Source organism: Neobacillus sp. B24 (assembly GCF_055381825.1).
This window is the reverse complement of sequence record NZ_AP035777.1, coordinates 3,764,343-3,782,195: the sequence shown is the minus strand read 5'-3', so window position 1 is coordinate 3,782,195 and position 17,853 is coordinate 3,764,343. Positions and strand designations below refer to the sequence as shown.

The window sequence follows — 17,853 nt, the reverse complement described above, 5'->3', positions numbered from 1 at the left end:
AATCGTTTCTAACTATACGAGAATGAATGAAATAGGTAAAATGAATACTGGGATGTAATATGAAAAGGGAGATGCTTTAATGAAACTGATTATTGCAGAAAAACCGGATCAGGGTTCAACATTGGCGTCTGTTTTTAAACATAAACGACAAAATGGGTTTATTGAAGTTTTTCCAAATGAATTATTTCAAAATGGCGCCTATGTCACTTGGGCCATCGGACACATTTGCCAATTGGTACAGCCGGAAAAATACCAGCCGGATTGGAAAAAATGGTCATTAACCAATTTACCGATGATTCCGGAGCATTTTGAATACGAAGTGACAAAAGACAAGGCTAAGCAATTCTCGGTCATAAGAAAATTGGTCTCTGACCCGCAAGTGACAGAAATAATACATGCAGGTGATGCCGGGAGAGAAGGGGAACTCATCGTTCGGAACATTTTAAGGCTGACGAATTGCCGCAAGCCGATGAAAAGGTTATGGATCTCATCATTAACCCCGAATTCTATCAGAGAAGGCTTCAAGAGGGTGCTGGATGAAGCGGAGACACGCAACCTATATTTTGAGGCCTATACTCGTGCATGCGCTGACTGGGTTGTCGGGATGAATGCGTCAAGGCTGTACAGCCTGCTTCTGCAAAAACAAGGTTTTTCCGATGTTTTTTCAGTCGGCCGGGTACAGACCCCGACCTTGGCGTTAATTGTTAAACGTGAACTGGAGATCGAAAACTTTATATCCGAACCGTTTTGGGAGGTTATCGCCCATTTTAACATTAATGGTAAAAAATATAACGGGAAATGGCAAAACGAAGGGGAAACAAGGGTTAATACAAAAGAAATGGCGGAGAAGGTGGCTGTCTTTTGCCGCGAAAAAGACACTGAAGTTGGCGATGTCGATTGTGAACGAAAGGAATTCCTGCCGCCGTTATTGTATAATTTATCTGCCTTGCAAGCCGATGCCAATAAGCGTTTTAAATTTTCTCCAAAAAAGACATTGGATGTGCTGCAACAGCTATATCAAAAAGGCTACGTCTCCTATCCTCGTTCTGATTCCCGCTATGTAACAAAAGAAGAAGCAGGAAATTTCCCTGAAATTCTTACTAAATTGAGTCATATCGATGACTATGGCGGGTATTTTCCATTACCGATTGCGTCAATTGCGGAAAATAAAAGATATGTCAATGAGAAAAAGGTTACCGACCACTATGCGATTATCCCGACAGAACAAGTTCCGAACGTGGAGCGACTGAGTGCCGATGAACGGAAATTATATGATTTAATCGTGAAAAGTCTTTTGGCAGCCCATTATGACAAAGCGGTGTTTGAGTATACAACAGTCATCACTTTAGTGGATGGGCGGGCGAAGTTTATCTCAAAAGGAAAAGTGCAAATTGAAGAAGGCTGGAGAAAAGTCATTAATCAAAAAGATCAGGAAAATGACCCGTCGCTGCCGCCACTTACAAAAGGTGAGCAAGGAAAAACGACAAAAGTGGAGGTAAAGGAAAGCCAGACACAGCCGCCGAAGCGTTATACAGAAGGTCAGTTGATTACCTTAATGAGAACGGCCGGAAAGCATATTGAGGATAAAGAACTGGAAAAAGTTCTTGCGAAAACGGAGGGATTGGGCACCGAGGCAACGCGGGCTGGAATTATCACGATGCTGAAAGACCGAGCCTATATCGAGGTGAAGAAAAATTTGGTTTATGCCACGGCCAAGGCCAAAATTCTGATTGAGGCAATTGGTAAAGAAATCCTCGCTTCTCCTGAAATGACCGCAAAATGGGAGCAAAAGCTTAAAGAAATATCCGAGGGCCAAGCGTCACCGAAACAGTTTATGGAACAAACGAAAAAGATGGTTCACCATATAATAGCAACTAGTGTCGGTCAGTCCGCTGCCTGGGTTTTTTCCAAGGAAGTCAGCGAGAATTTCACTCCCGGAAAAAAACGGGGCCAGAAACGGGCACCAGCCAAACTTGGATCATGCAAAAAATGTGATGGTCAAATTGTGGACAAAGGCAATTTTTACGGCTGCACCAATTACAAAAGTAATCACTGCCATTTTACGATTTCGAAAAAAATTCTGGGAAAAACAATCACCCAGAAAAATATTAAACTGCTGCTTTCCGACGGGAAAACAGAGCTCATTGAAGGCTTTACTAATAAAGACAAAACGTTTAATGCCAGGCTTTATTTGGATGAGAGGGACCACAGCCTGAAATTTTCATTTGAAAGAGAACCGGTAAACTGACGAAATAAATTGAAAGTGATAAAGTGCCTTGTCACTCTTTTTTTTCTATAGTAAACTTTTTAATGAAGATAGACTTTTGGAGGGTATGGGATGCCAACACCTAGTATGGAAGATTATATTGAACAAATTTATATATTGATTGAAGATAAAGGATACGCACGGGTTTCCGATATTGCCGAGGCGCTATCCGTTCATCCCTCCTCAGTTACAAAAATGGTTCAAAAGCTTGATAAAGACGAATATTTGGTCTACGAAAAATATCGCGGACTTGTGTTAACTGCAAAAGGGAAAAAGATTGGCAAACGACTTGTTTTCAGACATGACTTGCTCGAACAATTTCTGAAAATCATCGGCGTCAAGGATGAAAACATTTATAATGATGTCGAAGGAATTGAGCATCATTTAAGCTGGGATTCAATTGACAGAATCGGTGATCTAGTTCAATTTTTTGAAGAAGACGAAACCAGAATAGATTTTCTTAAAGAAATACAGAGACGAAACGAGAATGAATAAATGAAAAGCACCTGAAACTCTGCTTCAGGTGCTTTTCTAAAATAGGTTAGGGTAATGATCAAAGCTTTGTTCCTGTTGTGGGACTAACGAAGCATGACCATTGGTATCCAGCTGCGGATGAACTCCGGTAATTATTCCATCACCTGCTTCAATTAAGGCCTTCCGATAAGAAATCACTCTTCCTTCCGAAGTCACAAAACTGATAATATCCCCAAAATGATTTCGATGCAATGCCACGATTGTTTCCAAAATGTAAGCCTCCTTTGCCCCTATTATTGTTTCTGAAATGATGAATATTTATCCAATAAGATAGAAAAAACCTGCCAAAATTGGCAGGTTGGTTATTCCCATAAATAAGGGGTTTCCTGGTAAACATAATAATTGAGCCAGTTTGAAAAGAAAAGATGACCATGGGAGCGCCAACGATTGATTGGAGGTTGTGTAGGATCGTTGTTGGGAAAGTAGTTTTCCGGAACATGAATCTCCAGCCCTTTATTAACATCACGCTCATATTCCTGTGCCAATGAATCTGATTCATACTCCAAATGCCCGGTAATCATTACATGCTTCCGGTCGCGGGAAGCGATTAATAAGGCACCGGCATCCTTTGAAGCAGCCAGCAGTTTTAACTGCGGGTCACTTTTGATTGCTTCAATTGAAACATCTGTGTAGCGGGAATGGGGAGCAAAGAACTGATCATCAAACCCACGTAATAAAATATCATTTTGCTCAAATATTTGGTGGGAATAGATGCCTGAACATTTTCTTGTGAGCTCAAATTTCCCGATCCCATAGTGATGAAATAGAGCAGCCTGGGCTCCCCAGCAAATATGTAAGGTAGAGGTAATGTTTTGGGTAGTCCAATCCATGATTTCCTTCAATTCATTCCAATATTTGACTTGCTCGAATTCCAACAGCTCAACAGGTGCACCGGTAATAATCATGCCATCAAACTTTTGATGTTTCACCTCAGAGAAGGTAGTATAGAATTGCTCAAGATGTTGCTTACTCGTATGTGTCGATTCGTAGGAAATTGTTTTTAAAAACCTTACATTCACCTGCAGCGGCGAGTTACTCAACAGCCTTAACAACTGCGTTTCCGCTTTTTCTTTTTCTGGCATTAAATTCAAGATTAAAATATTTAAAGGACGGATATCCTGGCTGACAGCCCGTTCATCGTCCATAATGAAAATATTTTCTTGTTCTAGAATTTCTCTTGCAGGTAATTGTTTAGGAATGTTAATTGGCAATTAACCCTCTCCCCTTCCTTAAATTATTGCTCTATGTTACTTGAACAGCGTACTAGATTTATTGAGTAGTAAAAAATTCAATATTTATATTATAAACATTATTTGAAATTTAGAAAAGATAATAATTTGTTCACAAAAACTTATCGGAATGTAGCGCTCCTTTGATAAAATAGATTGTAGATTTAAGATATGCAGAATGTGGGGGGATCAATGTGGTAATGAAAACAAATGTAAAGTCCGATATTGAAATTGCCCAAGCAGCCAAGATGAAACCTATCGCGGAGATTGCAAGCAAAATTGGTTTGAGAGAGGACGATCTTGAACTCTTTGGCAAGTATAAGGCCAAGCTTTCCACCGAAGCACTTGCCAGCCTTAAGACCAAACAGGGAGGAAAAATTATTCTGGTAACAGCGATTAGCCCTACCCCTGCAGGTGAAGGCAAATCAACGGTTACGGTAGGATTGGGGGATGCTTTTAATATTCTTGGTAAAAGAGCGATGATTGCCATGCGTGAACCTTCACTAGGACCGACTATGGGTATAAAAGGCGGTGCAACTGGTGGGGGCTACGCACAGGTATTGCCAATGGAAGACATAAATCTTCACTTTACCGGTGATCTCCATGCGATTACGACTGCTAATAATGCCTTGGCTGCATTGCTTGACAACCATCTCCAGCAGGGGAACGAGCTGCAGATTGACCAGCGCCGGATTGTTTGGAAGCGGGCAGTTGATTTGAATGACCGCGCTCTCAGGAAGGTGGTCGTGGGTCTTGGTGGCCCAATGCAAGGGGTTCCAAGGGAAGATGGTTTTGATATTACGGTTGCCTCCGAAATCATGGCAGTACTATGTTTAGCTACAGATATTAAAGATTTAAAATTACGATTATCCAGGATTGTTGTAGCCTATAATTATAACAAACAGCCGGTAACCGTTGGGGATTTGGGTGTTGAAGGGGCGTTAACTTTATTATTAAAGGATGCCATTAAACCAAACCTTGTCCAAACGATTGAACATACACCGGCTCTTATCCATGGCGGCCCGTTTGCCAATATAGCTCACGGCTGTAACAGCGTTATTGCCACTGTAGCTGCTTCAAAATTAGCTGATTATGTTATTACCGAGGCCGGTTTTGGCGCAGATTTGGGTGCGGAGAAATTCTTAAATATCAAATCAAGAAGTGCGGGAATTAAACCGGAAGCTGTTGTTGTGGTTGCGACCATCCGTGCATTGAAAATGCATGGCGGAGTACCAAAAACGGAGCTGAGTAATGAAAATATCCCGGCATTAACGCTCGGGTTTGCCAACCTGCAAAAGCATATCGAAACAGTCAAAAGCTTTGGTCTGCCAGTGGTTGTCGCCGTCAATAAATTTATTACCGACACAGACCTTGAGGTTCAAGTTTTATTGGAATGGTGCAATCGGGAAGGTGTTTTTGCTGCATTAACGGAGGTGTGGGAAAAAGGCGGTGAAGGCGGCGTTGAGCTGGCTGAAAAACTGCTTGAGGTAATCGAAAAAGAGGAGAACAATTTCCATCCTTTATATGATTTATCCGATAGCATTGAAGATAAAGTCAGAACAATCGTCCAAAAAGTTTATGGCGGCCGGGACGTTGAGTTTTCAGCAAAAGCGAAAAAGCAATTGCTTGATTTTGATAAATTTGGCTGGTCTCAATTAGCAGTTTGTATGGCGAAGACACAATATTCACTTTCAGATGACCCTTCCAAGCTTGGAAGACCGCATGATTTCACTGTTACGGTCAGGGAGTTTAAACCGTCAATTGGGGCTGGATTTATAGTAGCTTTAACCGGTGAAGTCATGACCATGCCAGGTTTGCCAAAAAAACCTGCTGCGTTAAATATGGATATTGACGAAAACGGAAATGCAATTGGACTATTCTAAAGGAGTCGAATGAACCAATGTTTGATCCTACTGCCTTTGATAACATGAAGGTTGTTATCGAAGGTGCCATTTATGACCGGGATAGTGCCGGAGAGATTATCATTACAGATCGAAACGATTTCATTAATCTTGCAAAAATGTCCCGTTTATTTAATATCTGTATCACACTACCCGAAATAAGCGGACCCTCAGCAATAGCAAAGCTTGAACTGGAATCCAAGCTTGATAATCTGGCGGCGGAGCTTCTTTCCAGCTCCCTGGCGAATAAAATTCCAGGCTGTTTTATCAGACTGCAATTTTTTTTGGAGCATAGTGATGAAGTTAAGGTCTTCCAAGATATTGAAGCCATTTTTACAGAAATTTGGGGAGAGACAAGGAAAATCACCCAAGCTGTCGAATATAACCCATTAGCCAAACCAATAAAATGCAAAAATGTAGTTACAGTTGATTTTATTCGGGTAATTGGCGAAGAGCAATTGGATGATATTGTAGAGATGACCGATTTTATGGTGGTCACACTTAAACGATTACAAGGTTTTTTAAGTGGAAGAGAATAGGGAGGGAGCAAATGTCGGTTTACTCGTTTAAGGCCAAAACAATTGATGGGGAAGAGATTTCACTTAACCAATTTGCTGGAAATGTGCTGCTCATTGTCAATACAGCAAGCAAGTGTGGGTTTACACCGCAGTATAAAGAACTGCAGGGACTGTATGAAGCGTATAAGAATCAAGGATTTAGTGTGCTCGGTTTTCCATGTAATCAATTTATGAGTCAAGAGCCAGGGGCTGAAGAGGATATTAAATCATTTTGTGAATTGAATTACGGTGTCACTTTTCCGATGTTTGCCAAGGTTGATGTAAATGGTGTGTATGCCCATCCGTTATTTGTCCATTTACGGAAACAAACACCCGGAGTCTTAGGCTTTGATACGGTGAAATGGAATTTCACCAAATTTCTCGTTGATCGCCAAGGAAAAGTTATTAAGCGGTATGCACCTACAACAAAACCAAGTGAAATAACTAACGATATCGAGGCTTTACTTAAATGAAACCGAAATTTTTCGGTTTCATTTTTTTGGCCTTTTTAGCATTTACAATTTTCTGAATAACAGTTACTATTAGTAGTAGGTACTAATTAAAAAACAAGGGGAGATGGCCGGTGGCGAAAACCGCTTGGGTTACAGATAGCACTGCCTATTTAGATGAAGAGTTAAGAAATCACCCTGATTTATATAGTGTCCCATTATCAGTTATTTTGGACGGTGAGGAATTTGCTGACGGGATCGACCTTGCGCCTGATCAATTGTTTGGAAGATTAAAAGAGTTGAAACAGGCACCAAAGACGTCACAGCCATCTGTCGGGGCTTTTCAATCATTATATGAAAGTCTATTAAAGGATTATGATCAAGTTGTTGCCGTGCTTCTTTCAGGAAAGTTAAGCGGGACGGTTTCATCTGCTGAACAGGCGGCTAAGCTGGTGGAAATCCCAGTTACCATTGTTGATTCCAATATCCTTACCATGCCAATGTCTGCACTCATTAAGAAAGGGATAGAGTTACTAGATGGCGGACAAAGTTTAGATTCAGTAATCAAAGAGCTAGAAGCCATTCGAGATACTAATGAAACGTATGTTTTAGTCGGCAGTCTGGAACAATTGCACCGTGGCGGCAGAATGTCAGGGCTGCAATTTTTTCTCGGCAGCATGTTGAATGTAAAGCCGATTATTTCGTTTGATAATGGCGCCTTATATGTTAAGGAAAAAGTAAGAAGTGAGAAGAAGGCAAAGGATAAAATACTTGATTACTTCAAGAATGCTTATGAAAAACATCAGTTTAAAGAAGTGTATTTGCTCTATGGGCTCCATGAAGAACATACAACTGATTGGAAACGGGAGTTGCAGGAAAAATATCCTGAGCTTAAGTTGTATTACGCGCCATTAGGGGCCGTTATCGGTGTCCATGCAGGTGAAAACACCCTTGGAATCAGCTGGTTTAACGCCCTAAAATAGCTTAGATTTCCATTACCTCGATGAATTTCGAGGTAATTTTTCATTTTCGGTTATTTTTCATGGTAAAATAGCATGGTATAAAGGCAGGTGCTATAGAAATTGAAGAATAAGGAAATACAAGTAACAGAACTATTCGTCCGTAATGAGTTAGGAGAAGATGCTACAGGGCATGATTGGTTCCATGTGGACCGTGTCCGAAATAATGCATTACATATTTTCAAACAGGAGGGAAGCGGAGACCCGTTCATCATCGAAATGGCAGCGCTGCTTCACGATATTCCTGATGAAAAGCTAAATGACAGTGTGGAAAAAGGAGAACAAAAGCTGGATGCTTTTCTACATACTCTATCCCTGTCGGAAAGTGACAAACAACAAATTAAAGATATCATTGGCACGATTTCTTATAAAGGCGGAAAGGGTGCCGAGCTTACCTCGATTGAAGCAAAAATCGTCCAGGATGCGGACCGGCTTGATGCCATCGGGGCGATTGGGATTGCCAGGGCTTTCGCCTATGGCGGTAAAAAAGGCCAGCAAATCTATCACCCTGACATAGAGGTAAGAGAGAAAATGAGTGTCGCAGAATATCGTAACGGTAAATCCACCAGCATCCATCATTTTTATGAAAAACTGTTAAAACTAAAAGATTTGCTGAATACAGATACTGCTAAAGTCATGGCCGAGCAACGCCATCAAATGATGGAGACATTTCTAGAACAATTTTATCGCGAATGGAATGGTCAAGAGTCATGAAAATGCTGACAGTAGAACATCTTTCAAAAACCTACGGTGAAAAACAATTATTTCAACAGATCTCTTTTACAATCGCCGAAAAAGAGCGGGTGGGACTGATCGGTGTTAATGGTACCGGAAAATCTTCCTTATTAAAGGTTGTTGCTGGAATCGACCAGCCAGATGAAGGGGAAGTCATTTCCGGAAAAGATTATTCCATCTCCTACTTACCGCAGCAGCCTGATTTTGCTTCTGATAAAACGGTATTGGAGCAGGTGTTTCACGGCGAAGCCCCGATTTTAAAGCTGATGCGGGAATATGAAAATACTTTACTGCAGTTGGATGGCGCACCAAATGATTCCAAGGTGCAAGACAATTTGTTCACACTGCAGAAACAAATGGATGCTATGGACGGCTGGGATGCCAGCACTAACGCCAAATCCATCCTCACCAAGTTGGGGATTGAAGATTTTAGCCAAAAGGTTGGCCATATGTCCGGTGGTCAGAAAAAACGGGTTGCCCTGGCCCAGGTTTTAATTGCCGAGCCAGATTTGCTGATATTAGATGAGCCGACGAACCATCTAGATTTTGATACGGTGAAGTGGCTGGAGGATTATTTGAGCAGATATCAAGGCTCGATTTTGCTTGTCACCCACGACCGTTACTTTTTGGACCGAGTCACAAACCGAATGTTTGAATTGGATGGCGGCAATATATACAGCTATAAAGGCAATTATGGTGCCTTCTTGGAAGCAAAAGCCATTCGTGAAGAGAATGCAGCAGCCACTTATGAAAAAAGAAAAAATCTGTTTAGAAGAGAGCTTGAATGGATTCGTCGCGGGGCCAAGGCCAGGTCAACGAAGCAAAAGGCAAGGATTCAACGCTTTGAAGAGTTGGATGACAAGCTTTCGAGCGGCAAACCCACGGGTGAAAAGCTGGATATTTCTTTAAACGGCAGCCGGCTCGGGAAGCAAGTGTTTGAACTAAAGGACGCATCCAAACGATACGGGTCGAAAACAATTCTTGACCATTTTGATTTACTCGTTAAACCGGGTGATCGAATTGGCATCATTGGTAAGAACGGGACGGGTAAATCAACATTATTGAACATCCTTGCCAAACGAATTCCCCTTGATGAAGGGGAGTTTAATATGGGGCAAACCGTGAAAATCGCCTACTATACCCAGGAAGGCGAGGATATGGATGAGAACAAGCGGATGATTGAATATATCAAGGAAACGGCCCAAATTGTTGAGACCTCTGATGGTAAAACGATATCTGCCGCACAAATGCTCGAGCGCTTCTTGTTTACGTCCTATACCCACGGCACCCCAATTCGTAAACTGTCGGGGGGAGAAAAGCGCCGTTTGTATTTGTTAAAAATATTGATGACAGCACCAAACGTGCTGCTGTTGGACGAGCCAACCAATGATCTTGACACCCAGACCTTGACAGTGCTGGAAGACTATCTGGAAGAATTCCCTGGTGTTGTAATTACCGTTTCCCACGACCGCTATTTTCTCGATAAGGTGGCCGAGCAGTTGCTCATACTCCAGGGAGAAGGGAGTATTGATTCCTTCTATGGGAATTACAGCGAGTATTTAGAAAAAGAGGCTGCCCAAGAAGCTCAAAAGACCGCTCTCGCGCCAAAGCCTGTTGCAAAAGCTCCTGAAAAGGAGAAAAAGAAAAAAATGACCTTCAAAGAAACGAAGGAATGGGAAGAAATTGATGAGATCATTGCTGCAACAGAAACGGAGCTTGAAACAGTTTCTGCTGAAATGGCGACTGCCGGTAGTGACTTTTCAAAATTACAGGAATTAATGAAAAAAGAGGCTGAATTGAACGGAAAACTGGAGTACTTAATGGAGCGCTGGGAATACCTTGCTGAAATTGCTGAAAACATGTAAAGGCATCATGCATGAATGAACCTTATCCAATATGTTAAACTTGTAAAAGAATAAAAAAGAATAAGGTGAGTAAGGTGAAAATCAAGTCAATCGAGCCGACCCCAAGCCCTAATACAATGAAAATTAATCTTGACCAAGAACTTCCTATGGGCAAAAGTCATAATTATAGAAAAGAAACCAGCGCAGGTGCCCCTCCAATTATACAGGCGATTCTGCTAATTGACGGCATTAAAGGTGTTTACCATGTAGCTGATTTTCTGGCAGTAGAAAGGAACGCCAAATATGATTGGAAGGAACTGCTTCCAAAGGTGCGCCAGGCATTTGGAGAAGAGATTCAACCCGCCGAAAATACCCAAAAGACACTAAACGAACACTTTGGCGAAATAAAAGTGGAAGTACAAATGTTCAAAGGGATTCCGCTCCAAGTGAAATTAACAGATAGTACCACTGAAAAAAGATTTGGCATGCCGGAATACTTCTTAAAGGCAAGAGAACAGGCACAACTGCCTCAAGATAATTATATTTTACTAAGGAAATGGGACAATAAAGGGGTCCGCTATGGTGAAATGGACCAGGTTGGTCCTGAAGTGATTGAAGAATTGGTTGCGGCATATCCGCCCCAGAGACTTGCCGAACTTGTTCAAAAGGCGCAATCAACACAAACTGTTACAGAACCAAAGCATAAACGACCGCGCAAAAAGGTGACGTTGGAGGACTTGCAGCATCCTGATTGGCAAATTCGCTACCAGCTCCTTGAGCAGATGGACGACCCAGAAATTGCGGACTTGCCTGTCATTGAAAAAGCCTTAACCGATGAAAAACCATCGATTAGAAGATTAGCGGTTGTGTATTTGGGAATGATTGAGGATAGTGCTGTATTGCCGTTATTATATAAGGCACTGAAGGATAAAACAGTAACAGTCCGCAGAACCGCCGGAGATTGTCTATCAGATTTAGGCTTCCCTGAAGCTCAGGACGAGATGGCAGCATCGTTAAAAGACCCTAGCAAACTGGTACGCTGGCGGGCAGCGATGTTTCTCTATGAAGTTGGCGATGAACGATCGCTTCCAGCACTGAAGGCAGCCCAGGATGATCCAGAATTTGAAGTCAGCATGCAAATTAAAATGGCGATTGAACGAATCGAGGGCGGCGAGGAAGCAAAAGGCTCTGTGTGGAAACAAATGACAGAAGCGAGAAAAATAGAAGATTAATGATAGGAAATGGAGTGTTAATTAATGTCAAATGCATATGAAGAATATATGAGACAAATCATCCAGCCAATGCGAGATGAACTGACAAAATCAGGCTTTGAAGAACTGACAACTGCTGAGGACGTTGAAAAATTTATGGAAACTGCAGATGGGACTACACTTGTGGTCGTCAATTCTGTCTGTGGCTGTGCCGCTGGTCTGGCTCGTCCTGCTGTCACGCAGGCTGTGCTAAATAGTGACAAAAAACCGAATCACCTCGTGACAGTATTTGCCGGACAGGACAAAGAAGCCACTGCCAAGATGCGTGAATATTTCGAAGGAATCGAGCCATCATCCCCGTCCATGGCGCTTGTTAAAGACAAAAAGGTTGTTCACTTTATTCCGCGCCATGATATCGAAGGTATGCCAATGGAAACGGTCATGGAGAACGTGCTTGGAGCAATGGAAAAATATTGTTAAACATGAAGGGCGATTACCACTCGTCCTTTTTTTATTAATTCGGACAGGAGAGATAGGATGTTTGTAACAACAGGAGGACGCACCAATCAATACATGATTGAAAAAGCAAAAGCGATCGCAGATACCCTTGGTGTCAAGTTTGTTCCAAGAAGAAAACAATCCATTCAACTGCTGCACCATGATTACAATAGTGATTGTCTTGTAGTCGGAAAAGAGCGCTTGGAATTATATAAAATGGGTGAAACAGAACCTTTTTTCTACCATCCTAACTCTGCTATGTTTCGGATTAAACGATTGCTAAGAGGGGAACATGATCCTTTTGCACTGGCGGCAAAGCTATCTAAGGGAATGAAAGTGTTGGACTGTACCCTTGGGTTGGCTGGAGATGCTATAGTGGCGAGCTTTTTAACGGGCAAGGAAGGCCAAGTAATCGGTATCGAAGGACAAAAATATATTGCTTACCTGGTTCAAGAAGGTCTGCGCTCATGGGAACCGGGAATTTCAAAAATGAAGGCAGCGATGGAGCGAATTCAGGTTGTCAATCAATCAGCATTAGAGTTTCTAAAAACCCAGCCTGATGCCTCAAGCGATTGTGTATACTTTGATCCGATGTTTGATGAAAATATTCAGGAGTCCTGTGGCATCAAGGGATTAACCCAATTCGCACTCTATGATGAATTTGATGATGCCCTCATCGCGGAAGCATTAAGGGTTGCTAAATCTCGAGTTGTGTTGAAGGACCACTATAAAAGCAACCGCTTTGAGAAATACCGATTTCATGTAACAATTAGAAAAAACGCAAAATTTCACTTTGGTGTTATCGAAAAATAGCAAGAATATTTCAAACTGTTTTTTCCAATTTTAGAAAAAAAGAAGTATAATAATTTGTATAGGCTAAAAATTTAAAGTATCGGGAAGAATTGAGGTGACCGGAATGAAAAATTGGGCTCGTAAATCACTGTTCGTACTAATCTCTATTTTAACATTTGGATTGGTTACCCCAACCCAGCTGCTAAATGCCGTTAATGCTGAAGGGATTGCTGAACGTGATGTCCTGGAAGTGCCATCACGGGAAAGCGACTTTACGCAAATCCATGAATACATAGAAGAATCAGAGTTTGATAGAGAAGATTTTGTCAGAGCAATGGTCAATCAGGCAGAACGCCAATCCTATCAAAAATTTGGAAGTAAAATTAAACCTGTCATTGAAGATGAATTCCGCGACGTCATTTTGCCGAGAATCCAGTTGGCGATTGAAGAAACAGCAGCCCAATTTCCAGAAGATGATTTGAAGAATCTTGGTATTACGGAATTTCCTGGCTCTGGTATATCCGAGAAAATTTTTCATATAAAAAACACCATAACTGGGAAAGATATTTTACGATTCCACGTTAGACGAGACCATCCACCTCAAGCTGGATACTGGTTTAATTTCCATTACCATACGTATCACGATGAATTTCAAGCCCACCATGAAATAGGGACAATTTATTGGGATAAGAATACTCCGCCAAAATGGATGAGTTGATGGAAGTAATTTCTATATGAAAAATTTATTTTAAATGTGAAACCTTTTTTTAAAATGCTCGTAAATAGACTATTACCAAATTAGGAGGAATGTAAAATGGCTATAAGTTTATCAAAAGGTCAAAAAGTTGATTTAACAAAAACAAACCCAGGTTTGACAAAGGTAGTTGTCGGACTTGGCTGGGACACTAACAAATATGACGGCGGTCATGATTTTGACCTTGATTCATCGGTGTTTTTGCTAGGCGAGAATGGTAAAGTTACAACAGAAACCGATTTTGTTTTTTACAATAATCCGCAAGGTGGCAATGGTTCAGTTGTACATACAGGAGATAACCGTACTGGTGCTGGTGATGGGGATGATGAACAAGTTAATATTAACCTGACTAGCGTTCCTGCAAGTGTGCAGCGGATTGCCTTTACCATTACAATCCATGAGGCAACAACCAGAAATCAAAACTTTGGTCAGGTTTCAAATGCTTATGCCCGTATTTTCAATGAAGAAACAGGACAGGAATTAATCCGTTACGATTTAGGTGAAGATTTCTCGATTGAAACAGCTATTGTTGTAGGCGAATTATACCGTCATAATGGCGAATGGAAATTCAGTGCAATCGGCAGCGGCTACCAAGGCGGATTGGCAGCACTGGCAACAGACTTCGGCTTACAGGTTGGATAATACAAGACTTACTTAAGAGACCCAGCGCTCGCTGGGTCTCTTTTCAAAAAATAGAGATAACATCTGGGAGGAATTTTTTTAATGTCCGTTTTACAAGGAATAATTGATACGTATGCTCAATTTTTTAATTGGGAAATGTGGGGAGAGGTCCTAACGGATCCTGTAGCTTGGGGACTTATTGGGACTCTTGTTATTCTTGAAGGATTACTTTCAGCTGATAACGCGCTGGTTCTGGCTGTTATGGTTAAGCATTTACCTGAAAAGCAGCGAAAGAAAGCATTATTTTATGGTTTGTTAGGTGCCTATATATTCCGTTTTATCGCGATTGGGGTCGGTGTTTTCCTCATTAAGCTTTGGTGGGTCAAGTTAATAGGAGCAGCATATCTTGCTTGGCTGGCAATTAAGTATTTTATCGATAAACGCAAAGCCTCTCAAGGAGAAGATGAGGAAGAGCACGGGATTAATAAAGGTGGCTTGCTTATCCGTTTATTTGGAACCTTTTGGGGAACGGTTGCAGCCGTTGAGTTAATGGATGTCGCGTTTTCTGTAGATAGTGTGCTTGCTGCTTTCGGTATCAGTGAGCAGGTTTGGGTACTGTTACTAGGGGGAATGCTCGGTGTCTTAATGATGCGGGGAATTGCAGGGGTGTTCTTAAAGTTAATTGACCGTGTACCAGAGCTTGAAACAACTGCCTATATATTAATTCTCTTAATTGCTGTGAAAATGCTTCTTGCTCTCCCGCAAATCGGGATTCATGTTGAGCATACTACCTTCTTTATCATCTTATTAATCACTTTTGCGGCAACATTTGTTGTTCACTTCATGAACAAAAAGAAAGAAGCTGGCAAAGAACATCAATCATAACTTACTAAGAGGGGGCTGACGCGAGTTTGTCTCCCTTATTTTTTACCTATTGAGGAGTACGAAGAATGAGGTTTTTTACATATTACTATGAAGATGAAATCCCACAGTTTTTCTATCAAAGGCCGCAAGAGTTTACTAAAAATACCCACCGAGAGCTGTTAGCGTATGGTCTTGGAGCAACACTTTATATGCCAGCCACCCGTCCGAATATCCATCAGGAAATACTGTCCAAGAAACATGCAGGGTTAACCTCTCTGGTAATCGACCTTGAGGATGCTGTTGGTGATCACTTGGTGCCAAAGGCAGAAGGCCTATTAATTAAAGAGTTGTTAAAATTGCACGCTGAGCATAGTAAGGGTTTTATAACAATTGCTGATTTACCGCTGATGTTTATTAGAATTCGAAATTTGGAACAGTTTAAAAGATTGATAGATAAAATAGGTGTTGCATCCACCCTCCTCACAGGTGTGGTGATTCCAAAGTTTTCGGCGGAAACTGGCAGGGAAATGCTTGAGCTTGTTAGGCAAATTCATACCGAGCAGCATCCTTTCTATGCGATGCCGATCCTTGAATCTTCCCAAATCATTCATAAGGAATCAAGAATGGCGGAATTATTGGGGATTAAACGATTAGTCGACAGCTATAAAGACAATATCCTCAATATCCGCATCGGTGCAACTGATTTCTGCGGCTTATATGGAATCCGCCGCAGTGCAGATACGACAGTTTACGATATTGCCGTTTTAAGAGATTGCCTTTCCGATATTATCAATGTCTTTGGACGGCATGAGAGTCCTTATGTCGTGTCAGGACCTGTATGGGAGTATTTTTCCGCCAAAGACCGAATGCTGAAACCACAGTTGAGGCAAACACCGTTTCGGGAACGTTATGGGGATGAAGGCGTTAAGTGGCGCAGAAAACTACTTGATGACCACCTTGACGGCTTAATTCGAGAAACCATGTTGGATATCGCTAATGGTATCACGGGAAAAACGATTATCCATCCTTCGCATATTAAAGTGGTCCAGGCCTTAAATGTTGTTTCATACGAGGAATACATTGATGCCATTAATATTGTCAATGGTGCTACTGGTGAAATTGGTGTTGTAAAAAGCGAATTTGCCAATAAAATGAACGAAATTAAGCCCCATTATTATTGGGCCAAAAAAACAATTTTTAAATCAAAGCTTTTCGGGGTGTTACATGAAGAATTCACAAACATTGACCTTATCAAAAAAGAAGTCTACGTATCTCATACTTGACGCGATTGAGGCTGAAATCGAAGTCTTGGAAAACCCATATGGGCTGCCAGTCGAAGAGCTATTTACGATGGCAGCCAGAATTAATAAAAAGCGCTCGTTTTTGTTTGTCAGTAAAGTGCTGGGGAAACATCTGCCGATTAATCCGAATAAAGGGCTCCTTACTGCAGCGTTACTGGCTGCACGTTATTTAGAAAGTGTAAAAGGGGTGGAAGACGCTTGTCGAGAAAGACTTATCAGATCCTTTTTAGAATCTGAACCGGTAAAGTTAAGCGCATTTATTCCTCCTGCAATCAATCCTGTTGTAATTGGTTTTGCCGAGACAGCAACTGCCCTTGGTCATGCTTTTTTTGATTGTTTTCAACAGGCAGAGTTTTTTCATACCACAAGGGAAGAAGTCCTTTCCCATCAACCTGAGGTTACCTTTGAGGAAGAGCACTCGCATGCTACCTCTCATCGATGCTATATACCTCTGGAAATGATTCAAAATGACCGAGAGATTATTTTGGTGGATGATGAAATGACAACGGGGAAAACGGCGCTTAATATAATAAGATCGATTCATACTCGTTACCCAAGAACCCAGTACAGTGTTGTTTCCATTCTTGATTGGCGGTCTGAGGCCAATCGCAAAGAATTTTTACAGCTTGAAAAAGAACTTGGGATTACTATACACACAGTAAGTTTATTGGCAGGAAATGTTGGAATTAAGCGGTTGAAAGAGATGGAGGAGCACCCCGGAATGGAGCAGAGAGTTGAAACAGGGGACCTAGATATGGAAGTTATTTCGTTATCATCCCTCTTCCACCCAACATCTTTCATTTCGGAAAATCTTGTGAACTCCGTGCCATTTATTAAAGAGACTGGAAGATTTGGATTATCCAGCAGCGAAAATGATGCATTACACCATAACTTGTCTGTGGCCGCTGAAATCTTAAAGGCGAAAAGATCCGGACGCAGGACCCTTTGCCTAGGTACAGGAGAGTTTATGTATTTACCAATGAAAATTGCGGCTGGAATGGGGATGGGGGTCTTCTATCAATCAACCACCAGAAGTCCTATTTATATTGAGAATCGCCAAGGCTATGGAGCACGGTACGGAATAACTTTCCCGAATCCGGAAGACCCGCAGATTTCCCATCAAGTTTATAATATCCCTCCAGGTTACTATGACGAGATTTTTCTATTTTTTGAAAGAGAAGTAGAGCTTGAGATGCTCCGACCATTCCTGAAGGAGCTGGAACGATTACAGGTTAATTCATTAAAGCTTGTCTTTTTTTCGAAGTGAGAGGTGATTAC

18 protein-coding genes are annotated in these 17,853 nt (G+C 41.5%); 16 read left to right on the top strand and 2 right to left on the bottom strand.

Translation table 11 applies throughout. From position 1 onward, the window contains the following. Positions 1-79 precede the first annotated feature (79 nt). Positions 80-2,248, top strand: coding sequence for a DNA topoisomerase III (locus tag ACZ43M_RS18620; RefSeq protein ID WP_464504016.1), 2,169 nt, complete (start codon positions 80-82; stop codon positions 2,246-2,248). 90 nt (positions 2,249-2,338) lie between these two features. Next, on the top strand, positions 2,339-2,761 hold the full coding sequence (gene mntR / locus ACZ43M_RS18615) for a transcriptional regulator MntR (RefSeq protein WP_464504015.1): 423 nt from the start codon (positions 2,339-2,341) through the stop codon (positions 2,759-2,761). Between the two features lie 36 nt (positions 2,762-2,797). Here the strand turns inward: mntR and ACZ43M_RS18610 are convergent, their stop codons facing one another. Next, positions 2,798-3,010 carry a DUF3892 domain-containing protein gene (locus ACZ43M_RS18610; RefSeq protein ID WP_464504014.1) on the bottom strand — a complete coding sequence of 71 codons (213 nt, stop codon included), beginning with the start codon at positions 3,008-3,010 and terminating at the stop codon, positions 2,798-2,800. Positions 3,011-3,102: 92 nt separating this feature from the next. Next, positions 3,103-4,011, bottom strand: a complete 909-nt coding sequence (gene metA, locus ACZ43M_RS18605; protein WP_464504013.1) for a homoserine O-acetyltransferase MetA — start codon at positions 4,009-4,011, stop codon at positions 3,103-3,105. A 218-nt stretch (positions 4,012-4,229) separates the two neighbouring features. On the opposite strand from metA, the gene ACZ43M_RS18600 reads away from it, so the two are divergent. The 14 genes from ACZ43M_RS18600 to ACZ43M_RS18535 all read left to right on the top strand — a co-directional run bounded on the left by ACZ43M_RS18600 (position 4,230) and on the right by ACZ43M_RS18535 (position 17,842). After that, a complete protein-coding gene (locus ACZ43M_RS18600) occupies positions 4,230-5,912 on the top strand; it encodes a formate--tetrahydrofolate ligase (RefSeq protein WP_464504012.1) in 1,683 nt (560 codons plus the stop codon). 17 nt (positions 5,913-5,929) lie between these two features. Next, entirely contained in the window at positions 5,930-6,469 is a 540-nt protein-coding gene (locus ACZ43M_RS18595; RefSeq protein WP_464504011.1) for a hypothetical protein, read from the top strand. An 11-nt stretch (positions 6,470-6,480) separates the two neighbouring features. Next, positions 6,481-6,960: a glutathione peroxidase gene (locus ACZ43M_RS18590; protein WP_464504010.1), complete on the top strand. Its 480-nt coding sequence runs from the start codon at positions 6,481-6,483 to the stop codon at positions 6,958-6,960. Between the two features lie 110 nt (positions 6,961-7,070). Beyond that, on the top strand, positions 7,071-7,919 hold the full coding sequence (locus ACZ43M_RS18585; RefSeq protein WP_464504009.1) for a DegV family protein: 849 nt from the start codon (positions 7,071-7,073) through the stop codon (positions 7,917-7,919). Positions 7,920-8,018: 99 nt separating this feature from the next. Continuing rightward, positions 8,019-8,669 (top strand): HD domain-containing protein, encoded by a 651-nt coding sequence (locus ACZ43M_RS18580; RefSeq protein ID WP_464504008.1) that lies wholly within the window; start codon positions 8,019-8,021, stop codon positions 8,667-8,669. Continuing rightward, positions 8,666-10,555 carry an ABC-F family ATP-binding cassette domain-containing protein gene (locus tag ACZ43M_RS18575; protein WP_464504007.1) on the top strand — a complete coding sequence of 630 codons (1,890 nt, stop codon included), beginning with the start codon at positions 8,666-8,668 and terminating at the stop codon, positions 10,553-10,555. Before ACZ43M_RS18580 ends, ACZ43M_RS18575 begins: the two co-directional genes overlap by 4 nt. A gap of 74 nt (positions 10,556-10,629) precedes the next feature. Beyond that, positions 10,630-11,766 carry a conserved virulence factor C family protein gene (locus ACZ43M_RS18570; protein ID WP_464504006.1) on the top strand — a complete coding sequence of 379 codons (1,137 nt, stop codon included), beginning with the start codon at positions 10,630-10,632 and terminating at the stop codon, positions 11,764-11,766. A gap of 24 nt (positions 11,767-11,790) precedes the next feature. Next, a complete protein-coding gene (locus ACZ43M_RS18565; protein WP_464504005.1) occupies positions 11,791-12,225 on the top strand; it encodes a BrxA/BrxB family bacilliredoxin in 435 nt (144 codons plus the stop codon). 57 nt (positions 12,226-12,282) lie between these two features. Continuing rightward, positions 12,283-13,056, top strand: coding sequence for a class I SAM-dependent methyltransferase (locus ACZ43M_RS18560; protein ID WP_464504004.1), 774 nt, complete (start codon positions 12,283-12,285; stop codon positions 13,054-13,056). A 103-nt stretch (positions 13,057-13,159) separates the two neighbouring features. Beyond that, positions 13,160-13,753 (top strand): YpjP family protein, encoded by a 594-nt coding sequence (locus ACZ43M_RS18555; RefSeq protein ID WP_464504003.1) that lies wholly within the window; start codon positions 13,160-13,162, stop codon positions 13,751-13,753. A 96-nt stretch (positions 13,754-13,849) separates the two neighbouring features. Further along, positions 13,850-14,431, top strand: coding sequence for a TerD family protein (locus ACZ43M_RS18550; protein WP_464504002.1), 582 nt, complete (start codon positions 13,850-13,852; stop codon positions 14,429-14,431). Positions 14,432-14,512: 81 nt separating this feature from the next. Continuing rightward, positions 14,513-15,295: a TerC family protein gene (locus ACZ43M_RS18545; RefSeq protein ID WP_464504001.1), complete on the top strand. Its 783-nt coding sequence runs from the start codon at positions 14,513-14,515 to the stop codon at positions 15,293-15,295. Positions 15,296-15,360: 65 nt separating this feature from the next. Beyond that, on the top strand, positions 15,361-16,557 hold the full coding sequence (locus ACZ43M_RS18540) for an HpcH/HpaI aldolase/citrate lyase family protein (protein ID WP_464504000.1): 1,197 nt from the start codon (positions 15,361-15,363) through the stop codon (positions 16,555-16,557). Then, complete coding sequence (locus ACZ43M_RS18535) at positions 16,499-17,842, top strand: phosphoribosyltransferase family protein (RefSeq protein WP_464503999.1); 1,344 nt, start codon at positions 16,499-16,501, stop codon at positions 17,840-17,842. The genes ACZ43M_RS18540 and ACZ43M_RS18535 overlap by 59 nt, the downstream gene beginning before the upstream one ends. Positions 17,843-17,853: the final 11 nt, after the last annotated feature.

Coding starts and splice junctions, on each gene's coding strand:
- ACZ43M_RS18620 (WP_464504016.1), top strand. CDS start 80: ATGAAACTGATTATTGCAGAAAAACCGGATCAGGGTTCAACATTGGCG.
- mntR (WP_464504015.1), top strand. CDS start 2,339: ATGCCAACACCTAGTATGGAAGATTATATTGAACAAATTTATATATTG.
- ACZ43M_RS18600 (WP_464504012.1), top strand. CDS start 4,230: ATGAAAACAAATGTAAAGTCCGATATTGAAATTGCCCAAGCAGCCAAG.
- ACZ43M_RS18595 (WP_464504011.1), top strand. CDS start 5,930: ATGTTTGATCCTACTGCCTTTGATAACATGAAGGTTGTTATCGAAGGT.
- ACZ43M_RS18590 (WP_464504010.1), top strand. CDS start 6,481: ATGTCGGTTTACTCGTTTAAGGCCAAAACAATTGATGGGGAAGAGATT.
- ACZ43M_RS18575 (WP_464504007.1), top strand. CDS start 8,666: ATGAAAATGCTGACAGTAGAACATCTTTCAAAAACCTACGGTGAAAAA.
- ACZ43M_RS18565 (WP_464504005.1), top strand. CDS start 11,791: ATGTCAAATGCATATGAAGAATATATGAGACAAATCATCCAGCCAATG.
- ACZ43M_RS18560 (WP_464504004.1), top strand. CDS start 12,283: ATGTTTGTAACAACAGGAGGACGCACCAATCAATACATGATTGAAAAA.
- ACZ43M_RS18555 (WP_464504003.1), top strand. CDS start 13,160: ATGAAAAATTGGGCTCGTAAATCACTGTTCGTACTAATCTCTATTTTA.
- ACZ43M_RS18550 (WP_464504002.1), top strand. CDS start 13,850: ATGGCTATAAGTTTATCAAAAGGTCAAAAAGTTGATTTAACAAAAACA.
- ACZ43M_RS18545 (WP_464504001.1), top strand. CDS start 14,513: ATGTCCGTTTTACAAGGAATAATTGATACGTATGCTCAATTTTTTAAT.
- ACZ43M_RS18540 (WP_464504000.1), top strand. CDS start 15,361: ATGAGGTTTTTTACATATTACTATGAAGATGAAATCCCACAGTTTTTC.
- ACZ43M_RS18535 (WP_464503999.1), top strand. CDS start 16,499: ATGAAGAATTCACAAACATTGACCTTATCAAAAAAGAAGTCTACGTAT.